Annotated in this window: 19 protein-coding genes and 1 tRNA gene; 14 read left to right on the top strand and 6 right to left on the bottom strand. The window is 58.8% G+C overall.

Features of this window, described 5'->3' with window-relative positions:
• Positions 1 to 9: 9 nt before the first annotated feature.
• From FMA36_RS07135 to FMA36_RS07115, 5 genes are all read left to right on the top strand, one after another.
• A complete protein-coding gene (locus FMA36_RS07135; RefSeq protein ID WP_159261762.1) occupies positions 10 to 672 on the top strand; it encodes an amino acid ABC transporter permease in 663 nt (220 codons plus the stop codon).
• A complete protein-coding gene (locus tag FMA36_RS07130; protein WP_159261761.1) occupies positions 669 to 1,409 on the top strand; it encodes an amino acid ABC transporter ATP-binding protein in 741 nt (246 codons plus the stop codon). Before FMA36_RS07135 ends, FMA36_RS07130 begins: the two co-directional genes overlap by 4 nt.
• Before the next feature lie 56 nt (positions 1,410 to 1,465).
• Positions 1,466 to 2,830 (top strand): dihydroorotase, encoded by a 1,365-nt coding sequence (locus FMA36_RS07125; RefSeq protein WP_159261760.1) that lies wholly within the window; start codon positions 1,466 to 1,468, stop codon positions 2,828 to 2,830.
• A gap of 383 nt (positions 2,831 to 3,213) precedes the next feature.
• Positions 3,214 to 4,077, top strand: a complete 864-nt coding sequence (locus FMA36_RS07120; protein WP_159261759.1) for a LysR family transcriptional regulator — start codon at positions 3,214 to 3,216, stop codon at positions 4,075 to 4,077.
• Between the two features lie 137 nt (positions 4,078 to 4,214).
• Positions 4,215 to 4,547, top strand: coding sequence for a VOC family protein (locus FMA36_RS07115; RefSeq protein WP_159261758.1), 333 nt, complete (start codon positions 4,215 to 4,217; stop codon positions 4,545 to 4,547).
• Between the two features lie 548 nt (positions 4,548 to 5,095).
• Here the strand turns inward: FMA36_RS07115 and FMA36_RS07110 are convergent.
• Positions 5,096 to 5,170: transfer RNA gene (locus tag FMA36_RS07110), tRNA-Gly, on the bottom strand.
• 213 nt (positions 5,171 to 5,383) lie between these two features.
• Here FMA36_RS07110 and FMA36_RS07105 point away from each other — a divergent pair.
• From FMA36_RS07105 to FMA36_RS07095, 3 genes are read left to right on the top strand one after another with little or no spacing between them, the layout of a single operon-like run.
• The gene (locus FMA36_RS07105) at positions 5,384 to 6,349 is read left to right on the top strand and encodes a tetratricopeptide repeat protein (RefSeq protein ID WP_159263727.1); all 966 of its coding nucleotides are present in this window, start codon (positions 5,384 to 5,386) and stop codon (positions 6,347 to 6,349) included.
• Positions 6,346 to 7,116 carry an LON peptidase substrate-binding domain-containing protein gene (locus FMA36_RS07100; RefSeq protein ID WP_159261757.1) on the top strand — a complete coding sequence of 257 codons (771 nt, stop codon included), beginning with the start codon at positions 6,346 to 6,348 and terminating at the stop codon, positions 7,114 to 7,116. The genes FMA36_RS07105 and FMA36_RS07100 overlap by 4 nt, the downstream gene beginning before the upstream one ends.
• A 36-nt stretch (positions 7,117 to 7,152) precedes the next feature.
• Positions 7,153 to 7,347 carry a Trm112 family protein gene (locus tag FMA36_RS07095; RefSeq protein ID WP_061273711.1) on the top strand — a complete coding sequence of 65 codons (195 nt, stop codon included), beginning with the start codon at positions 7,153 to 7,155 and terminating at the stop codon, positions 7,345 to 7,347.
• Between the two features lie 568 nt (positions 7,348 to 7,915).
• On the opposite strand, the gene FMA36_RS07090 is transcribed toward FMA36_RS07095, so the two are convergent.
• From FMA36_RS07090 to panC, 4 genes are all read right to left on the bottom strand, one after another.
• Positions 7,916 to 9,271 carry a DUF2142 domain-containing protein gene (locus tag FMA36_RS07090; protein WP_276612609.1) on the bottom strand — a complete coding sequence of 452 codons (1,356 nt, stop codon included), beginning with the start codon at positions 9,269 to 9,271 and terminating at the stop codon, positions 7,916 to 7,918.
• Positions 9,268 to 9,615 (bottom strand): EamA family transporter, encoded by a 348-nt coding sequence (locus tag FMA36_RS07085; protein ID WP_159261755.1) that lies wholly within the window; start codon positions 9,613 to 9,615, stop codon positions 9,268 to 9,270. The genes FMA36_RS07090 and FMA36_RS07085 overlap by 4 nt, the downstream gene beginning before the upstream one ends.
• Positions 9,615 to 10,613 (bottom strand): glycosyltransferase family 2 protein, encoded by a 999-nt coding sequence (locus FMA36_RS07080; protein WP_159261754.1) that lies wholly within the window; start codon positions 10,611 to 10,613, stop codon positions 9,615 to 9,617. The genes FMA36_RS07085 and FMA36_RS07080 overlap by 1 nt, the downstream gene beginning before the upstream one ends.
• Positions 10,614 to 10,763: 150 nt before the next feature.
• Positions 10,764 to 11,612 (bottom strand): pantoate--beta-alanine ligase, encoded by an 849-nt coding sequence (gene panC, locus FMA36_RS07075; RefSeq protein ID WP_159261753.1) that lies wholly within the window; start codon positions 11,610 to 11,612, stop codon positions 10,764 to 10,766.
• A gap of 176 nt (positions 11,613 to 11,788) precedes the next feature.
• Here panC and FMA36_RS19170 point away from each other — a divergent pair, with 176 nt between their 5' ends.
• The 5 genes from FMA36_RS19170 to FMA36_RS07055 all read left to right on the top strand — a co-directional run bounded on the left by FMA36_RS19170 (position 11,789) and on the right by FMA36_RS07055 (position 16,745).
• The gene (locus tag FMA36_RS19170; RefSeq protein WP_019087433.1) at positions 11,789 to 11,938 is read left to right on the top strand and encodes a hypothetical protein; all 150 of its coding nucleotides are present in this window, start codon (positions 11,789 to 11,791) and stop codon (positions 11,936 to 11,938) included.
• Positions 11,939 to 12,022: 84 nt separating this feature from the next.
• Positions 12,023 to 13,420 carry a siroheme synthase CysG gene (gene cysG / locus FMA36_RS07070; protein WP_159261752.1) on the top strand — a complete coding sequence of 466 codons (1,398 nt, stop codon included), beginning with the start codon at positions 12,023 to 12,025 and terminating at the stop codon, positions 13,418 to 13,420.
• A gap of 98 nt (positions 13,421 to 13,518) precedes the next feature.
• Positions 13,519 to 15,588: an FUSC family protein gene (locus FMA36_RS07065; protein ID WP_159261751.1), complete on the top strand. Its 2,070-nt coding sequence runs from the start codon at positions 13,519 to 13,521 to the stop codon at positions 15,586 to 15,588.
• Entirely contained in the window at positions 15,588 to 15,782 is a 195-nt protein-coding gene (locus tag FMA36_RS07060) for a DUF1656 domain-containing protein (RefSeq protein WP_061273645.1), read from the top strand. The genes FMA36_RS07065 and FMA36_RS07060 overlap by 1 nt, the downstream gene beginning before the upstream one ends.
• Positions 15,783 to 15,794: 12 nt before the next feature.
• Entirely contained in the window at positions 15,795 to 16,745 is a 951-nt protein-coding gene (locus tag FMA36_RS07055) for an efflux RND transporter periplasmic adaptor subunit (protein WP_159261750.1), read from the top strand.
• Between the two features lie 210 nt (positions 16,746 to 16,955).
• On the opposite strand, the gene FMA36_RS07050 is transcribed toward FMA36_RS07055, so the two are convergent.
• Entirely contained in the window at positions 16,956 to 17,180 is a 225-nt protein-coding gene (locus tag FMA36_RS07050; protein WP_159261749.1) for a hypothetical protein, read from the bottom strand.
• 201 nt (positions 17,181 to 17,381) lie between these two features.
• Between FMA36_RS07050 and FMA36_RS07045 the strand changes: the two genes are divergently transcribed.
• A complete protein-coding gene (locus tag FMA36_RS07045) occupies positions 17,382 to 17,891 on the top strand; it encodes a hypothetical protein (protein WP_061273649.1) in 510 nt (169 codons plus the stop codon).
• The last annotated feature ends 22 nt before the right edge of the window (positions 17,892 to 17,913 follow it).

Below are 17,913 nucleotides of genomic sequence, written 5' to 3'. Positions count from 1 at the left end.
AGCCTTGATATGAACTGGGCCCTTGTCTGGAATTATCTTCCTTATCTGCTGCATGCCGCGGGAACGACGTTGCTGATCTCGGCAATGGCCATCGCGGGGGGAACGGTGCTGGGCCTTGTGCTGGCCCTGGCGCGCAGCGAACTCAACAGGTGGGTCGGTTTTGTGGTGGCGGCCTATATCTGGCTGGTACGCGGCACACCGCTCCTTCTGCAGATTTTTGTCGTCTATTACTGGCTGCCCGGCCTTGGCATCAAGCTGGCGGCCTTTCCCGCCGGTGTGATGGTGCTGGCGCTGAACGCCACCGCCTATTATGCCGACATCTTCCGTTCCGCGCTGCAGACGGTGCCCTCCGGGCAGGTCGAGGCCGCCCTTGCGCTGGGCCTGCCATGGCTGCCCACCATGCGCCGGATCGTCATTCCGCAGGCTTTCGTGCCCGCGCTGCCGCCCTATATCGGGCAGTCGATCACGGTGGTGAAGAACTCATCGCTGGTATCCGTCATTTCCGTGCAGGAACTGATGTTCACCAGTGAATCCATCTACAGTTCAACGTATCGCGTGGTCGAGACGATCGGCGTCGCCGGTGTGCTGTACCTGGGCATAACCTCCATCCTCCAGGTGTTCCAGATCTGGATGGAACATCGCATCCGTGCCAGCAAGACGAGGGTCCGATGACAGACGCACTCATCCACCTCAAGGACGTCCAGAAGAAATTCGGCCAGACCACCGTTCTCGAAGGCATCTCGCTTGATGTCAGGGCCGGTGATGTCATGGCGGTGATCGGACCGTCCGGATCAGGTAAAAGTACCCTGCTGCGGATTGTGAACCAGTTGGAACAGCACAACGCAGGCCTTGTTGAAATCAATGGCGAGAAAGTCGATGCCACGACACCACGCCACAGGCTGGCCCGCATCCGCTCGCAGATTGGCATGGTTTTTCAGGGGTTTCACCTGTGGCCCAACATGAGCGTGCTCGACAACATCACGCTGGCGCCACGCACGATACGCGGGCTGTCACGTGAACAGGCCGAGGCGCAGGCGGAACAGCTCCTGGCGCGTGTCGGCCTCTCGGCACAGAAGGACCGGCGGCCTGACAACCTGTCCGGCGGCCAGAAGCAGCGCGTGGCGATTGCACGCGCCCTGGCCATGGAACCGCTTGCCATCCTGTTTGATGAACCGACTTCGGCGCTCGACCCGCACCTGTCCAACGAAGTGCTGGAAGTCATGGCCGACCTCGCGACAACGGCAGGGGTGACCATGATGATCGTAACGCATGAAATCGGCTTTGCCCGCCGGATCGCCACCCGGACCGTCTACATGCAGGACGGGCGGATCGTGCACGATGCCCCGACCGAAGCCTTTTTCGAACACCAGCAGGACCCCGATATACTGAAATTCCTCAGTCACGTCTGATACACGCCGGCCCGCATGACCACACAACGGTTGCGCGGCCCAGGAGGAAAAGCATCATGACATACCAGCAGATCATCCGTGGCCAGATCGTCACCCCGGAGCGGGTCATCCGCGATGGCTGGGTCGCCATCCATGATGGCCGCATTGCCGCCCTTGGCAATGGCCCCCACCCCGATGCGCACAAGGTTCATGATGCCGGGCAGGCCTATGTCATGCCTGGCGTGGTGGACGGGCAGACCCATGCCGGAAGTTACGGCGGCCTGCCGGGACTGGAGGCCACGACACGATCGGCTGTCGCTGGTGGCGTCACGACCATTGTCGACATGCCGTATGATAGCCCTGCCCCACTATGCGACCCTGAAACCCTGAACGCCAAGGTCGAGGCGGTGGAGCGTTTCGCCCATTGTGACTGCGCGCTGTACGCCACACTCCTGCCCGGACAGTCGGTGGACATGATCGCGCCCCTGATCGCAGGCGGGGTTGCGGCATTCAAGATCTCGGCCTTCGAGGCAAACCCGACCCGCTTCCCCCGTATTCCCGCCGATATGGTACTGGACATGTTTACGGCCCTGAGCAGAACGGCGGTGCCGCTGGGGCTGCATAACGAGGACCAGGAAATCGTGCGCACCACCATCGCGCGCATGAAGGCCGAAGGGCGGGACGGGATCGCCTGCCATTCCCCCAGTCGTCCGGTTGCAGCGGAGATGGCCTCTTCCGCCCATTTCCTGGAACTTGGCTTCAATGCCGGCGCGCATGCGCATCTGGTCCATATCTCGCACGCCAGGGGCTTTGACATGGTCGCCCATTACAAGGCCGATGGCGGGCGCGCCACGGGTGAGACCTGTGTCCATTACCTCTGGTTCGACCCCGATGAGGATGGTCCCGCGCTGGGCGCGCGCATGAAGGTCAACCCGCCCATCCGCCCCGGCGAACGCGAACGCCTATGGGAAAAACTGCTTGAGGACCGGATTGATTTTGTCAGTTCGGACCATGCAAGCTGGCCGCTTTCATCGAAGGAGACGGGCTCGATCTTTACCGCCGGGGCTGGTATTCCGGGGCTGGAGACCTTGCTGCCCGCTTTCTTTACCGCAGCATCCGAACGCAACCTCGATGCTCCGCTGCTTGCCGCGAAATACCTGTGTGAGCGGCCTGCCCGCTTCTTCGGGTTATGGCCGCGCAAGGGCAGCATCCGCATCGGCGCCGATGCTGACCTGGTTGTGCTGGAGCAGAAGGAGCACACATGGGATAGTGCCAACGCGCATGATGGCCTGTGCTGGAGCCCCTATGACGGGGCGGTGTTCAAGGGGGCGGTTACAAAGGTCTGGCTGCGTGGCCAGCTTGCATGGGATGGCGCCAGTATCGTCAATTCCCCCGGTGACGGGCAGTATGTGCGCCGGGAAGATGCACCCGTGCCAGCCTGAGCGTTTTCCCTGCCGCGTTGATCGCCCGTTCCGTATCCAGAATGCCGGTAGCCCGAAACGGGCTGCCGGGTTCATGCGCTGATCGACCATGACTGGATAAAACCGGCGCGACAGTCGAAATATGTTACTATGTCGACATGAATAGGGAGACGAAGGTAACGCCAGGCGACAACCGGGCCGTAAGCTGCAACGCCTGCCAGCACCCTTTGCGTGGCCGTCATCAGGCTTCATTACATTACTATATAGAAATGTTATCGAAACGTAGCGCTTTCCCTTGATGGAAGGATCGGCACCCACTTTACAACATGAACGGCGGACGACGCCGGAATGCGTGTTGAGAGACGGTTCACCATCGCTGCACATGCCGGAATGTCAGGAGTGAAATGGATACGCGATTTCTGGAAACGTTCCTTGTGGTTATCGAACGTGGCTCCCTTGCCGAAGCCGCGCGACACCTCAATGTAACGTCCGCCGCCATTGCCCAGCGGATCCACGCGGTTGAAGAAGAAATCGGTCTTGAACTCCTGCATCGCAATGGTCGGACCGTCCGGCCAACGGATCACGCCGCCGCCATCATCGATCAGGCGCGCAGCATCCTGCAGCAGGTTCGTGACCTGCGCACGATCGCAGCACTGGACAAACCGAGCGGCAAATTGAGGGTGGGCGCGATCTCCACCGCGCTGACCGGCATCCTGCCGCAGGCCCTTGGCCGGTTTTTCCATCTTTTTCCCGACATCGAATTACATGTCATTCCCGGTTCTTCATCCTCGCTTTACGAGCAGTTGCGCGATGGCACCATCGATGCCGCCTTTATCGTGCACCCGCCTTTCGAACTTCCAAAAATATTTGAATGGCACAACATCCGCTCCGAGCCGCTGATCGTCATCGCGCCGCCCGACGAGAAACGGAAAGACCCGTTCAGGATTTTGCGGAGCCATCACTTCCTCCGCTATGACCGCAATCACTGGGGGGGAAGGCAGGCTGACACTTACATGACCCAGCACCAGATCTGCCCCCGTGAACAACTGGAACTGGATTCACTCGAGGCCATCGCCCTTATGGTCAATGCAGGGATCGGGGCCTCGCTGGTTCCTGACTGGGCACCCCCCTGGCCGGAAGGGATAACAGTGAGCAAGATCAGCCTGCCCGCATCGGCACCGGGGCCAATGCGCCATGTCGGCCTGATATGGCCTTCCACATCATCACGCACCCGCCTGATCAACCGACTTCTGCAGATATTCAGATAAAACAGGTTACCGATCACCTGAAAATCATAATAATTACTTTCATTTAAAAATATAACAATCACAATTTAAAAAATAAATACCCGGATATAACTTAAGATACAGTAATTTTCATCAAATAACAGATCGGGTATCGTGACATGTCAAAACCCTTCCATCTGGCGTTTCCGGTCAATGATCTTGATGCGGCAAGGTATTTTTACGGCAGTGTGCTGCAATGCCCCGAAGGGCGTAGCAGCGATACATGGATCGATTTCGATCTGTACGGAAACCAGATTGTAGCCCATCGGATCCTGTCCGCCCGCCTGCAACAGGCCAATGCCCGCTTTGGTATGGAACCACAGATCCGGTTTGCCGGGCTGCCAGATGAACAGACGACCATGTTTGTTTATGATCCTGCGGGCAATGCGCTGGAACTCAAGGCATTCAACGATATGAACCTTCTGTTGGCGTCCAATCCCCCTGCCCCGTAATGGCGGTACGGGAATCATTTTGCTTCTCCCCCCTGCGGAACAGCCTGCATGGTGAAAGTGCAACACAGACCATGATCGATGGCCAGCAGCGCAGCCATGGCCCTGTAATCCGGGCCGGTTCTCGGGGTTGGTTTCCCATCATCGTGCCATATCCACCGGGCATTCTATGCGCCGGTCAACCGGACCGTTCGAACAGATTTCCTGTTCCCCCTGCCGATGACATGCCCAGACCTGTGGAAAATCTGCCCGCATGGCGCGCCATGTTGCTGCCCGGCCGTGACATACTTCGACCATGAAGCCCGTCGCCAAGGCGTGCCACCATGTCCGTCCGCGCGGCCATCAGGGCTTTTGCAAATGGAGCGAGGAATCCGGTCTGGTTGTACGGACGTGTGGGCAAAACGGGTAAAGGCTCGATCGTTACGCCAAAGCCACCCCGGATGGGGCCCCGGCTGCTGACAGAATGTTTACAGTCATACGTTACGATACAGCACAAACAAAAAACGGCCCCGAAGGACCGTTTTTGAACCAACTGATTTTACCTTAAAATCTGGAGCGGGCGATGGGATTCGAACCCACGACCCCAACCTTGGCAAGGTTGTGCTCTACCCCTGAGCTACGCCCGCGCTCCGTGTCGGTGAAGCGGTTTTTACGGTAAACCCGTGGGGGCCGCAAGAGGGAAAAATGCGTTTTCTGAAGTTTTTTTTCATCCTTCCACAAGACGGTTGCGACGGTCGCGGGGAATGCCAATCTATTGCACAAGAATGAACCGGCAGGACGGGCCATGCGCGAGCAACCCGCCCACGCCTGCTGCCAGACCCGACAGGATATACGACCATATGGACTACATCATCGGCCAGACCCCCCGCCCTGACAGTTCCAGCCCCGCAGGCGCTGCGCCCGGCGGCAGCCCCGACCCGGTCATGGACGGCACGCAGAACACCTTCATGCGCGACGTGGTGGATGCAAGCCGCGACATGCCGGTGCTGGTCGATTTCTGGGCCACATGGTGCAACCCGTGCAAGCAGCTCACCCCGGTGCTGGAAAAAGTGGTACGCGCCGCCCGCGGGCGCGTGCGACTGGTCAAGATCGATGTCGATGCCAACCGCGCGCTGGTGCAGCAGCTTGGCCAGATCGGCCTGCCGGTGCAGTCGATTCCGCTCGTGGCCGTGTTCTGGCAGGGCCAGATCCTGGACATGATGCAGGGCGCCAAGCCTGAAAGCGAAGTGCGGCGCCTTGTCGAGAATGCCCTCAAGGCCGCAGGCGGCGGTGCCCTGCCCGCGGCCGAACTGATCGAGGCCGCCCGCAAGGACATGGCCGAAGGCCGTGCTGAGGCGGCGGCTGGCCTGTTCTCGCAGGTGCTCGAAATCGAGCCCGAAAATCCCGCCGCCTGGGGGGGGCTGGCCCGCGCGCTGATCGAGATGGGCGATGAGGAAGGGGCCGAGACCGCCCTGAACGACGCGCCTCCTGCCATTGCCAGCCATGCCGAGATAACGGGAGCGAGGGCCGCGCTTGAACTCAAGCGCGAAGGCCGCAAGGCGGCGGAGGAAGCAGAAGGAATCCGCGCCCGCATTGCCGCCAACCCCAGAGACTATGCCGCCCGCTTCGAGCTGTCGGCCGCCCTGAACGCTGCAGGCAAGCGCGCCGAGGCCGCCGATGAACTGCTGACCATCATGAAGGAAGACCGGCAGTGGAACGATGATGCTGCCCGCCTGCAGCTCATCCGCCTGTTCGAGGCATGGGGCCAGACTGACCCCGACACCGTGGCCGCGCGGCGGCGCATGTCCTCGCTGCTGTTTTCGTGACGCGGCATGACGAAAGCGGGGTGGTCGTCATTCATGATGACATCCCGCGCCACATTCCGCTGGTGAGCGAAATGACGCTGGCGGATTTCCCCGCCGAGCTGGGCCTGTTCCCGCTTGATGAAGCCCTGCTGCTGCCCCAGGGGCGGCTGCCGCTCAACGTGTTCGAACCGCGCTACATCGCGCTGGTGGAGGACGCGCTGGCCAGCAACCGGCTGATCGGCATGATCCAGCCGCGCCTGCTCAATGGCATGGATGACACCCCGCTTGATGATGAAGCCGATGACCCCGGCATGGATGACGGCTACAGCCACACCCCGCCGCTGTACAACATTGGCTGCGTGGGCCGCATCACCGCCATGACCGAGCGGGCTGATGGCACCTATGCCATTACGCTCACGGGCATCGCGCGCTTCCGCCTGCTGCGCGAGACGGGTCTGCGGCGTGGCTACCGTGTGGCGCGGGTCGATACCTCGTCCTTCGTGTCCGACCTGACCGACGCGGAGGATGAAATTCCCTTCGACCGAGAGGGGCTGCTCAACGCGCTGCATGATTTCTGCGAGGCACAGGGCGTAAGCACCCAGTGGGACGCGCTGCACCAGATGGATGATGCCGCCCTGCTGGTCACCCTGCCCATGATCTGCCCCTTTGGCACCGGCCCACGCCAGAAAATGCTTGAGGCCCCTACGCCTGCCGACCGCGCGCGCATCCTGCGCGACCTGCTGGAAGGGACTGGACATGAACCCGATGAGGGTGCATCCCCCGCATAATCACTATCCACCACAACCTGCATGGAACCCGCCACCATGACCGAAAAGCCCCTTGCGCCCCCCCTCGACCCCCGGCTGCTGTCCATTCTCGTCTGCCCCGTGACCAAGGGGCCGCTGGTTTATGACCGCGAAGCGGGCGAACTGATCAGCAAGCGTGCCGGACTGGCCTTTCCCGTGCGCGATGGCATTCCCATCATGCTGCCCGATGAAGCCCGCAGACTTGATGCCTGACATCACACGAAAACAGGGCGCATCGGCCATCATGAATGATGGATGGGGCGTCCTGCTTCTATTTTCCTGATCCCCATGAAACGGGAACTGGGGGGCTAAAAGTGCCCTTATTTCTACGCTGCGCACGCGCTCCGATAAGCGTTATGAGGCCTGCCAGAAGCGTCCTCTCTGCCAGCGGCAGGAAACTGGCACCTATCAGCGCCTGTCAGGTTATCCCCGCTGAAGCGGCAAGGCTGTAGAATGTTGCGGTAAGCTGTTTCATGCCGTTTGACCGATCTCAGCCGTCTTGCCTGTCGTCTGATCTGCAATCGTGACTTCCGGCTGACGCTATGCGCATTTCGTTGTAGCCGTAATTGAGCGCATGTTGCGTGCCTGATGCGAGAGCTTGTGACCTGCAGCCATGCGGACAGGATTTTTTCCTCACGCCGGATCAAACGGATCACATATCGCAACATCAGCATATGCTGCAGTGGGCGACGAACCTGCGTCCGGATCAACCGGAGCAGACGGACGCCACGGCTCATGATCCCCTGACCGCGATCAGATGCCTTTTACACCCGCAGGTAAACTAATTTATAGTGTAACAGGTGCGCACAATGGTTCTTACTGTATTTGAAACGGAAAATATAAGTATAAATGACAATAGAGATATGGATGCAACATACCTTATTTTATTTTCTCTTTCTATGCCCAGAGTAGCATATGACAAAATTATAACCGGAAGCGTAAAATAACGACCCTGAACCCCCAATATTTCCTTCGACCCATCATCTGTGCACGTTAGCAGAAGTGATAAAAAGACTATAAAAACCGCACCAAGCGCCATGGAAATCATAGAAACTCGTTCAAACCCTGCATTCTTTTTTATGTTCAGGCAAAGTGCAAATGTAGCCACCAATGACAGTGATATGATTAAATAAACTTTCCAATCAAAATTCATGGTCAGCCACCCCAAGGATCCAATGAATTCCCACTGATATCCTGACAATATGTCTGTGTTCGTCAATGTCCGATAGAACATCATGAAAAAGCTTGTCGGATGTGTGCTATAATAAACAAGTCTCTGCGCCGGGCTCAGGGCATGAAGAGTGTGATTATATTGCACGGTAGTTTTCATGGCGATTAACGTCCAGGCAACAGAAAATATGGACACAGCCACACCGGATATTAAAACCGGCCGCTTCCTGTTATAATAATACATTATAAAAAACATACACAGCAGCGGGAGCATATGCGTTCTACATGTCACTACAGCGAGGACGCTGAAGGAAAAAACAAACAAGCTGGATGCATTCAAATCCATTCTGTTTTTCTGGGCAGCCATGAAAATTGAAATGGCAAGCACCGTGATCGCCAAAGAAATTCCATCTATACTAGCCGCTGATTCCTGAAATATATTCATTGGCAACGCCAGTACCGCCACCATGAACACACTCGGTTCATAAATATAAAATGAATATGCTAATATTATAAATATTGTCGACAGCACAAAAAATCTTGTAACATAATAAGATTTGTTAATCTTCAGACCCAAAAATTTTGAAAAGGAAAGCGCCATGGCATGCGGTGCATATATAGCAGGGAAGTAGTATCCGGTTCCCGGTGCCGGACTGAATACCTTTTCACCTGACCATTTCATATTATTAAGTGATTTTATATCTTCCTGTGTTATTTTTACATCAATGTTACGGATATATTTATTTGAGAATTCAAGATATTGCTCCAGCCCACTATCAATCATGCCACCAGAAAGCATACCTGGGGGAGAAGATAGCATGATCTTGCCCTGCGATAATAAATAAGCGCGCTTTATATGGTCAATTTCATCGGGCGATTCCAGAGGAGGCACGATAACGGCCAGTATAAATGATGAAAAACAGATCAGGCATAAAAAAAGAAATGATATTGCTTTACTGGATCTCATATTTTCGAACCTACCGATATCAATATCCCGGCCATGATCAGCGCAGTTCCAACAAAATACTGCCTGTTAAAACTTTCCCCCAGAAACAGATAACTCAGACAGGGTACGATAACAAAAGCGAGGGCCATAATGGGATAGGCCCGGCCAAGATCAATTTTCTGCAGCACCCATATCCAGCCAATCGTCGTAATTCCATATAACACCAGTGCCAGTAATAATATGGAAAGACTACGGAAATCATAAAAACTTCCTGCTTTCGTAAAGCCATTGGCACACAACTTGAACAGTATCTGCCCGATCGATATGCCAACAACGCAAAGAAAGGCAAAAAATAGCTGCGCCATCAATCCGCACCATTATCATATTCAAGGGAAAACATTGGCCTTGGCCGCATACTTGTTTTAGGTTCTGAATTTATATCATAAGATATAAACGATAATAAGAACTGCACACCTACAATAAGTGGCAATCCCGATAACATGACCGTCCCGGCCGAGGTATAGACTGACGTTTCAAGGCTTTTGATCCAGTTGGGAATACCAACCATCAGCCCCAGCACAATAAGCAGGATGCCGATCGGCAATTCGAAAGAGGCAACCGCCATATCCCGCAGGTAATAATTATAAAATATTCTCTTGATGAAATTAATGAGGTTATTTTTTACAAAAGGGAAAATAATTTTTGATATATGAAGATTACTGACTTCATCCCCATATTTTGCATCCATAGGTATATCAGCCACGGCAGAACGCAGCGTGTTCAATCGAAACAGCATATCACTTTCAAAGAAATATCGTTTGTTTATCTTTGAAAACGGAAGCTGTGCTGCAACATCACTACGGATTGCTGTATACCCATTGGTCGGGTCAAAAAGAGACCAGTATCCAGAGGACAGTTTTGTCATGAATGACAGGGCAGCATTACCAAAAATACGTATTTTTGGCATACTCCCCAGACTGTCCAGATCAAAGAACCGATTTCCTTTTGTGTAATCCGCCTTACCAGAAACAATCGGCTCAATGAATTTCGTTATGAGGGCAGGGTCCATCTGACCATCCCCATCAATTTTTACGATAATATCTGCATGATCATTAATGGCAGCCTGATACCCGGTCAGCACGGCACCACCAACACCCTGATTTTCCTTATGTCTTATAACAGCAACCCGGGGATCAACGCAATTCTGCTCAACAAAGTTCCCGGATTCTTCAGGGCATGCATCATCAATAACGTAAATACGATAAACTTCTCGGCCAATCGAATTTATGACATTTATTATATGCTTTTTAACTTTATAACTTGGTATGATAACACAAATTTTCCATTTTTTATCTTCTTCCATTGGCTTGCCTTTTTGGGAGTTACATTTCACTGGTGCTGGAATCATATAGCCTTACAATATTTTGGAAAAATCATTTTCCGGCTCACCATGAACAGGTTCGCTGATCCACGCCTGCGTACCGCATAGGTCGCTAAAATAAATGTGGCCATTTCAACGGGTCACGGCCATGCCATCAATCAACCGCACATCCCCCAGCCATGCAGCCGCCAGCACGCGCGCAGGCGTGCCGGGTGGGCAGGCGGCCAGCGGTTGCATATCGGCCTCATGACGCAGTTCCACGTAATCCACCGGGCCGAAGCCTGCCGCGCGCAACTGTTGCGCCACCCGTTCCAGCGCCGGGGCCACGGCCGCGCCGGTGGCAATCTCGTCCACACAGGCGGCAAGGGCACGCGGCAGGGCCAAGGCCACCTGCCGCTGCGCGGCAGTAAGCCGGCGGTTGCGTGATGAGAGCGCCAGCCCGTCCGCCTCGCGCAGGGTAGGGCAGGAAACGATCTCGATAGGCAGGTCGAGATCGGTCACCATGCGGCGCACGACCTGCACCTGCTGGAAATCCTTCTCGCCAAAAAAGGCACAGTCTGCCAGCGTCTGCATGAACAGCTTGCACACGACCGTGGCCACGCCATCAAAATGCCCGGGGCGGGCACCACCGCACAGCCCCTCCGACACGCCCGATACGCTGATGCGCGTGGCAAAGCCGGGTGGGTACATCTGCGCCACGGTGGGCGCGTAGAGCAGGTCCACCCCGGCCTCGGCCAGAAGTCGCCCGTCCTGTTCAAGCGTGCGGGGGTAGGTTGCCAGGTCATCGGCATTGTCGAACTGGATGGGGTTGACGAAAACCGTCGCAATCACCCGGTCCGCCTGCGCACGCGCGGCGCGCACCAGCGAAAGATGCCCCTCATGCAGCGCGCCCATGGTCGGTACCACGCCCACGCGCGCGCCTGCCTTTTTCCATGCACGGACATGCGCGCGCAGTTCGGCCACGGTGCTTATGGTTTCCATCAGCGGCAATCCCCCTGTTCGTGCCCCGGCATGCCATGGGCTTCATGCCTGTGCGGCTTACCATCTTTTGGCCGTGACAGGCGAGGGGGAGCCCATATATCTCCTTATTTACGCGGGGCGTGGTGGTGGCGGGGCTTTTCTGCTAGGCTGGGGGCCGCGTCATGCAGGAGGTTTTTTTGGCCCGTTTTCTTCCCGTTCTTGGCATCTGTGCCATCGTGCTGTCACTGGCCGCGTGCGCCACCAACACGCCGGGATCGGTCAAGGACCGCTCGACATGGGCACGCTGGGGTTATGCGGAAGGCGTGAAGAACGTCGCCTCCCACTAAACCCGCCCCACGCCACCACAAGGCGCGGAACCGACACGCCTCCTCAGTTGACAGGATGCCGGCACGTCCGGCGATTTCAAGCGCATGACCAATATTTCCGAACCCGCATGGTTTCCCATCGCGCTGCGGCTGGACGGTGTCCGGGTGCTGGTGGTGGGTGGCGGCATGATCGCCGCCAACAAGGTGCGCCTGCTGCTCGCCCACCGCGCCCGGGTTGAGGTGATCGCAGGCCGCCTCGATGCCGAAATGCAGCGCTGGGAGGACGAAGGCAGCATCACCCGCATTGCGCCCACGGCAGATGAGGCCACGCTGCGCGCCGCCATGCCCGGCTGCCGGCTGGTCTATGCCGCAACCGATGACCGTGATGTCAACCGCGCGGCAGCCTCGATTGCGCGCGCCATGAACATTCCCGTCTGCGCGGTTGATGACCCGCAGCCTTCCACCTTCATCACCCCTGCGCAGATCCATCGCGGGCTGGTGCGCATTGCCATTTCCACCGGGGGCGCGGCTCCCGTTCTGGCACGCCGCCTGCGCGAGCAGGTGGAAAGCTCCATACCCGAAGGCACGGGCGCGCTGGCCGTGTTCATGCAGCAGCAGCGCGAGCACGTGGGCACCGCCTGCCCCGACATTTCGCGGCGCAGGCAGGTGTGGGAAACCTTTCTTGATGGCGCAGGCGCGCAGGCCGCCCGTAATGGCGATGCCACCCGCGCCCGCGCAGTGCTTGATGACATCATCGCCACCACCGCCACGCGGGGCGAGGTCTGGCTGGTGGGCGCGGGCCCCGGCGACCCGGACCTGCTCACGCTGCGCGCCCTGCACCTGATGCAGAATGCCGATTGCGTGCTCTATGACCAGCTTCTCTCGCCTGCCCTGCTCGACCGCGTGCGCCGTGATGCGGAGCTGGTGTTCGTGGGCAAGCGGCGCAACAACCACACCATGCCGCAGGAAGAGATCAACGCCGAGCTGATCCGCCGCGCGCAGGCGGGCCAGCGCGTGCTGCGGCTCAAGGGCGGCGACCCGTTCGTATTTGGCCGCGGCGGGGAGGAAATCGAGGCGCTGCTTGAATCCGCCATTCCCTTCCAGGTCGTGCCGGGCATTACCGCGGCCAATGGCTGTGCGGCCTATGCGGGCATTCCGCTCACCCACCGCGACTGCGCGCAGGCCTGCCTGTTCGTAACCGGTCATGCCCGCGCCGATGGCACCCTGCACCTGCCATGGGACAGCATGGCCCGCCCCGGCCAGACGGTCGTGATCTATATGGGTGTCTCCGCCCTGCCCGCGCTGTGCGCAAAGCTGGTCGAGCACGGCCTGCCGCCGCAATGGCCCGCCGCCATTGTCGAACGTGGCACGCGGGCGGACCAGCGCGTGCTGACCGGCACGCTGGGCAACCTGCCCACGCAGGCCGCACAGGCGGGCGTGACCAGCCCTGCGCTGATCATCGTGGGTGAAGTGGTGCTCCACCGGGTGCTCTCACCTGCATGAAACATGCCTCCGGGCCGGGGCGTGTACATCATTTGTTATGAATTTACTGCAACTTCCATTGTATGGAATGCCAAGACCACCGAACGGTCAGGGAGGCCATGTCCGACACTTCGGCAGCAAACGCAGGGCAGCGCCTGCGCAACATGGCACGTCTCTATCTTCCCTGGGCAGAACGGTTGCCGCCTGGGTGGCTGGGCTTCAGCCTGCGCACATGGTGCTCGCTCATCATCGGGCTGGCTACGGCGTTCTGGGTTCAGATCGACAATCCGCTACTTGTCGGCGTGACCGTGATGATCCTTGCGCAGCCGCTGCGCGGGCAGGCGCTGTCAAAGGCGTTTTACCGCATTCTGGGCACGGTGGTGGGCATGGGCGTGTCCATCGTACTTGTGGCGGTATGGAACCAGCAGCGCGGGCCGTTTCTGGGGGGGGTTGCGCTGTGGCTTGCGGCGTGTGCGTTCGTGGGGTCGCTCGAGCGTGACTTCCGCTCTTATGGCGCACTGCTGTCGGGCTATACGGTTGCACTCGTGGCGGTCAACTGCATCGACACGCCGCAGAATGTTTTCAACATTGCCGTCTCGCGTGCTTCGGCCATCACCATCGGGGTGTTTGCGGTGGCGGTGGTCAATATCCTCTCCGGCTCGCCCGAGGCCTCGCGCGGGCTGGCCGATGGGCTGAAGCAGCTCACCCGCCCCATCAGCGAGACCGCGCGCGCGGCCCTGCAACACCTGTATGACCGGGGAGCGCAGGCCGACATTAAACTGGCAGGGGGCATTCTGGCGCTGACCACCCGCCTGTCCTATGCCCGCACGGAATTCGAACGTGGCAGCATGCGGACCAACGGGGCGCGGCTGGCCATGGTGTCCATGCTGACAGTGCTCGACTGCGCGCGCGGCCTTGGCCGCCACACGGGTCATGGCAACATCGACCCCGCTATTGAGGACGCCATTGCCCGCATCGCGCGCCAGACCGACCTGCGTCTGGACCAGGCAGGGTTTACGCTGCGCATACTCGAGACCATCCGCGAAGGGCGGCCCGCTCACGTGCCCAATGCCGATGAAGCGTTTGCCATCGAGCGCGCGGCCCGCATGCTCACCGCGCGCGTGCGCCTGCATGCAGGCCAGCAGATGCTGGTCGACGGCACCGGCAGTGCGGCTGACAGCAAAACCATTGCCATCGCAACGCAGCCCAACATCCTGCTCGCCTTCATCGGTGCGCTGCGGGTGCTGGTGGGCTTCTCGTTCGCGGCGGGGGTGTGCGTGATTACCGGCCTGCCCGGGGCCACCGTAGCGCTGGCCCAGACCGCGCTGACCCTGACGCTGGCGGCCACCAATGTCGATACGGCACGCTTTGGCATGGGGGCGGTGATCGGCATTCCGTGCAGCGTGCTGGCGGCAGCGGCGCTGAACTTCTTCGTGCTGCTGCATGGAGCGGACATGCCTTTCCTCGCGCTGGCGCTGCTGCCGCAGACCTTCCTCGCCTGCCTGCTGCTCATGCGGCCGGGCACGGCTGCGATCGGCTTCAATTACGGTGTGTTCTTCTTCGCCATGCTGGGGCTGGACAACCACCAGAGCTACAACCCGACCGAATTCCTCAATCGCAACATCTTCTACCTGCTGGCCGCGCTGCTGGCCTTCATCATCCTCGTGCTGCTGTTCCCGCCCTCGGCCCGCAGGCAGCGCTTCTGGATGGCATCGACCATCGTGCGCGCGCTTGAGCGCCAGATGGCAGGCCGGGGCGAACCCGATGGCCCGACCCGCCTCACCCGCGCCTATGACCGGCTGGCCCAGATGCAGTTCTGGAACGACCGCCTGCCGCAAAGCCCCAGCGGCGCCCGGCAGCTTGAAAGCTTTACCGCCTTTACCGAACTCGATGGCGCGCTGGCCCGGGCACGCGCCTATGCACGCCAGGCCGCGAGCCATGCCCTGCTGCGGCCAGCGGCCGAACTGGCGGCACGCGAACTGCAACTGCACGCGCCATGGGGCGACCTTGAGGCGCGCCTGCAACACGCCTGTGCGGCCGTGCCTGCCCCCTCCCTTTACCTGCCGCAACCCGAGCAGGTGGCGGCGATCAACCTGCTGGCCGGGCTGGATGCGGTGCTGCACACATGGCGCGCGGCGCAACCCCGGCTGCGCCATTACGGCATCATCAAGAAAGAGAAGGCAGGCTGATGCGGCAGGTCGTGGATGTGGAAGGCGTGCTGGTCTCGGCCTTTGTCATGAACCTTGGGCTGGCGCTGTGCACGCTGCTCGTGCTGCGGGCCGCACTCTCGTGGTTCAACCTGTGGCGCTTTGTGTGGAACCCGCCGCTGGCCCAGTTTGGCCTGCTAATCTGCCTTGTCGGCCTGTATACCCTGATGTTGTGAAAGACTGCTGACGTGTTCGCATATGCAAACCGCTTTGTACGCCTGGCCATTACCGCGACCATTCTTTTTGTCGCAGCCATCGTGGTTATCGTGCTGTGGGATTACTATACCGCCTCGCCCTGGACGCGGAACGGACAGGTCCGCGCGCAGGTCGCCAATATCGCGCCGCGCATTTCGGGCCAGATCAATGAAGTACGCGTGCATGACAACCAGTTCGTGCACAAGGGCGACGTGCTTTACGTAATCGACCCGTTCGACTTCAGGGTGAAGGTGGATATTGCCGAGGCGGCGGTCAACGAGCGCCGCGCTGACCTTGAGTTCAAGACATCGCAATACGAACGCCGCCAGAAGATTTCCGGCGTTGCGGTATCGGGCGAGGAAAAGCAGCAGTTCGAGGCCGTGGCCCAGCAGGCGGAAGCCCAGTATGCCTCGGCCCTGGCCGAGCTGCGGCAGGCGCGCATCGACCTTGAGCGCACCGAGGTGCGCAGTTCGCTCAACGGGTATGTCACCAACCTGACCATGCGCGCGGGCGACTATGCCAGTGCCGGGCATGTGAACATCGAGATCATCGATGCGGATTCCTACTGGGTGGATGGCTATTTCGAGGAGACGAAAATCCATTCCATCCGCGAAGGCGAGCCCGTGCGGCTGGACCTGATGGGCTTTCATGAGCCGCTGTTCGGCCATGTGGAAAGCATTACGCGCGGCATTGCCAGCAACAACGCCGCCACCTCCATACAGGGGCTGCCAGCGGTGGACCCGGTCTATACCTGGGTGCGGCTGGCGCAGCGCATTCCCGTGCGGGTGCATATTGACAGCGTGCCGCAAGATCTTGTGCTTGCTGCGGGCATGACGGCCACCGTCACGGTCGTGTCAGAGGCGGGAAACCGCCGCCACATGTCGGTGCGTGACGCGCTGCGCCATGTGGGCGATGACATGCAGCACCTTGCAGGGCACCGTTAAAGACAGATGAAATGATCGAAGTTTTTGGTCAGGCAACTGCCAAAAACTTTTGTTCTTTTTCATCGACGATGCAAGAGCCAGTTTATCCCCAGATTCGGGGGACGGATTTTCGGGCAACCCTGTGGAAAGACCTGTCAGAAACAGGGGAAAACGGGCACGTTTGTCACGAATCCTTCAAATAACAGGCACGATGGCCGCCCCTGCCCTACTTCAGCCTTCAGTCGCGCGTGAGGGCGTGGCATAGGGGTCCGCCCCCGGAGCAGCAGGGGCTGCCCCCAGCCGATGGGCGCGGTACAACAGGCCATGGCCGAGTTTTTCAATCAGCAGGCCCCGGCGCTGCAGGCGTTCATGGCTGATGGCATAACCGGTTTCGCGCACGATCTGGCCCCACTGCACCTGCAACCAGCCACGCAGGGCAAGCTTCATCCGTGTCATATCGCGCGCACTCCCGTTCACCGCCATGTCAGTCATTATATTCATGGCAGATAGGCTTTATGCGCATAACATTCAAGTCAACAGATATGGCCTGAAAGGTTATTTTTATTTAATTCCTGTCATGACATGAAGGCCGCTCGCTACCACGCGCGCCATCATGCCCGCCCATCCATGACAAGGATGAACCAAAGCCAGTCCGCCATGGGGGATATCTTGCGCCATCTGTTCGTGTTTCTTGCCCTGCTGGGGTGGGGGTGTGCCACCGCAGCCGCCCAGACACCGGCCTCACAGGTCATCAGCACCCTGTTTTCTGACAAGTTGACCATGATGGACCTCGGCCTGATCCGCGCCGAGCGCGCCATGCAGCACGAAATTGACAGCCTGCCCGACACCTATGACAGCGACATGGTGCCGGTGGCCGATTTCGACCCAAGGCGCAACAGCATCCTGGTGGGTATATGGTACCAGAACCATGACAGCTTCAGCCGCCCGCAATGCGACAAGCTGCTTGATACGATCCGCAAATCGTTTGGCAACCAGCCCACCACCATCATCGCCGCGTGGTTCCGCCACCATGGCTACACCTCGCTGCGCGATGCGGGGCAGTTCTATACCGGGCTGCGCAACATCATCTGGCTGGTCGTAACCGATGGGGACCGGGCCTGCTCATATTCCATGGCGACAGGGCAGACGACGGTGAACGGGTTCTAGTTGCCTTATTCGCGCAGCAGCA

The organism is Komagataeibacter xylinus (genome assembly GCF_009834365.1).
GTDB classification, from domain to species: domain Bacteria; phylum Pseudomonadota; class Alphaproteobacteria; order Acetobacterales; family Acetobacteraceae; genus Komagataeibacter; species Komagataeibacter xylinus_D.
The sequence above is the reverse complement of the archived record's forward strand: the minus strand, read 5'-3'. Positions and strand labels throughout refer to the sequence as shown.

Bases quoted from the DNA above. Each gene is read 5' to 3' on its own strand.
- FMA36_RS07135 (WP_159261762.1), top strand. From the start codon at position 10: ATGAACTGGGCCCTTGTCTGGAATTATCTTCCTTATCTGCTGCATGCC.
- FMA36_RS07130 (WP_159261761.1), top strand. From the start codon at position 669: ATGACAGACGCACTCATCCACCTCAAGGACGTCCAGAAGAAATTCGGC.
- FMA36_RS07125 (WP_159261760.1), top strand. From the start codon at position 1,466: ATGACATACCAGCAGATCATCCGTGGCCAGATCGTCACCCCGGAGCGG.
- FMA36_RS07120 (WP_159261759.1), top strand. From the start codon at position 3,214: ATGGATACGCGATTTCTGGAAACGTTCCTTGTGGTTATCGAACGTGGC.
- FMA36_RS07115 (WP_159261758.1), top strand. From the start codon at position 4,215: ATGTCAAAACCCTTCCATCTGGCGTTTCCGGTCAATGATCTTGATGCG.
- FMA36_RS07105 (WP_159263727.1), top strand. From the start codon at position 5,384: ATGGACTACATCATCGGCCAGACCCCCCGCCCTGACAGTTCCAGCCCC.
- FMA36_RS07095 (WP_061273711.1), top strand. From the start codon at position 7,153: ATGACCGAAAAGCCCCTTGCGCCCCCCCTCGACCCCCGGCTGCTGTCC.
- FMA36_RS07090 (WP_276612609.1), bottom strand. From the start codon at position 9,271: ATGAGATCCAGTAAAGCAATATCATTTCTTTTTTTATGCCTGATCTGT.
- FMA36_RS07085 (WP_159261755.1), bottom strand. From the start codon at position 9,615: ATGGCGCAGCTATTTTTTGCCTTTCTTTGCGTTGTTGGCATATCGATC.
- FMA36_RS07080 (WP_159261754.1), bottom strand. From the start codon at position 10,613: ATGGAAGAAGATAAAAAATGGAAAATTTGTGTTATCATACCAAGTTAT.
- panC (WP_159261753.1), bottom strand. From the start codon at position 11,612: ATGGAAACCATAAGCACCGTGGCCGAACTGCGCGCGCATGTCCGTGCA.
- cysG (WP_159261752.1), top strand. From the start codon at position 12,023: ATGACCAATATTTCCGAACCCGCATGGTTTCCCATCGCGCTGCGGCTG.
- FMA36_RS07065 (WP_159261751.1), top strand. From the start codon at position 13,519: ATGTCCGACACTTCGGCAGCAAACGCAGGGCAGCGCCTGCGCAACATG.
- FMA36_RS07060 (WP_061273645.1), top strand. From the start codon at position 15,588: ATGCGGCAGGTCGTGGATGTGGAAGGCGTGCTGGTCTCGGCCTTTGTC.
- FMA36_RS07050 (WP_159261749.1), bottom strand. From the start codon at position 17,180: ATGACACGGATGAAGCTTGCCCTGCGTGGCTGGTTGCAGGTGCAGTGG.
- FMA36_RS07045 (WP_061273649.1), top strand. From the start codon at position 17,382: ATGGGGGATATCTTGCGCCATCTGTTCGTGTTTCTTGCCCTGCTGGGG.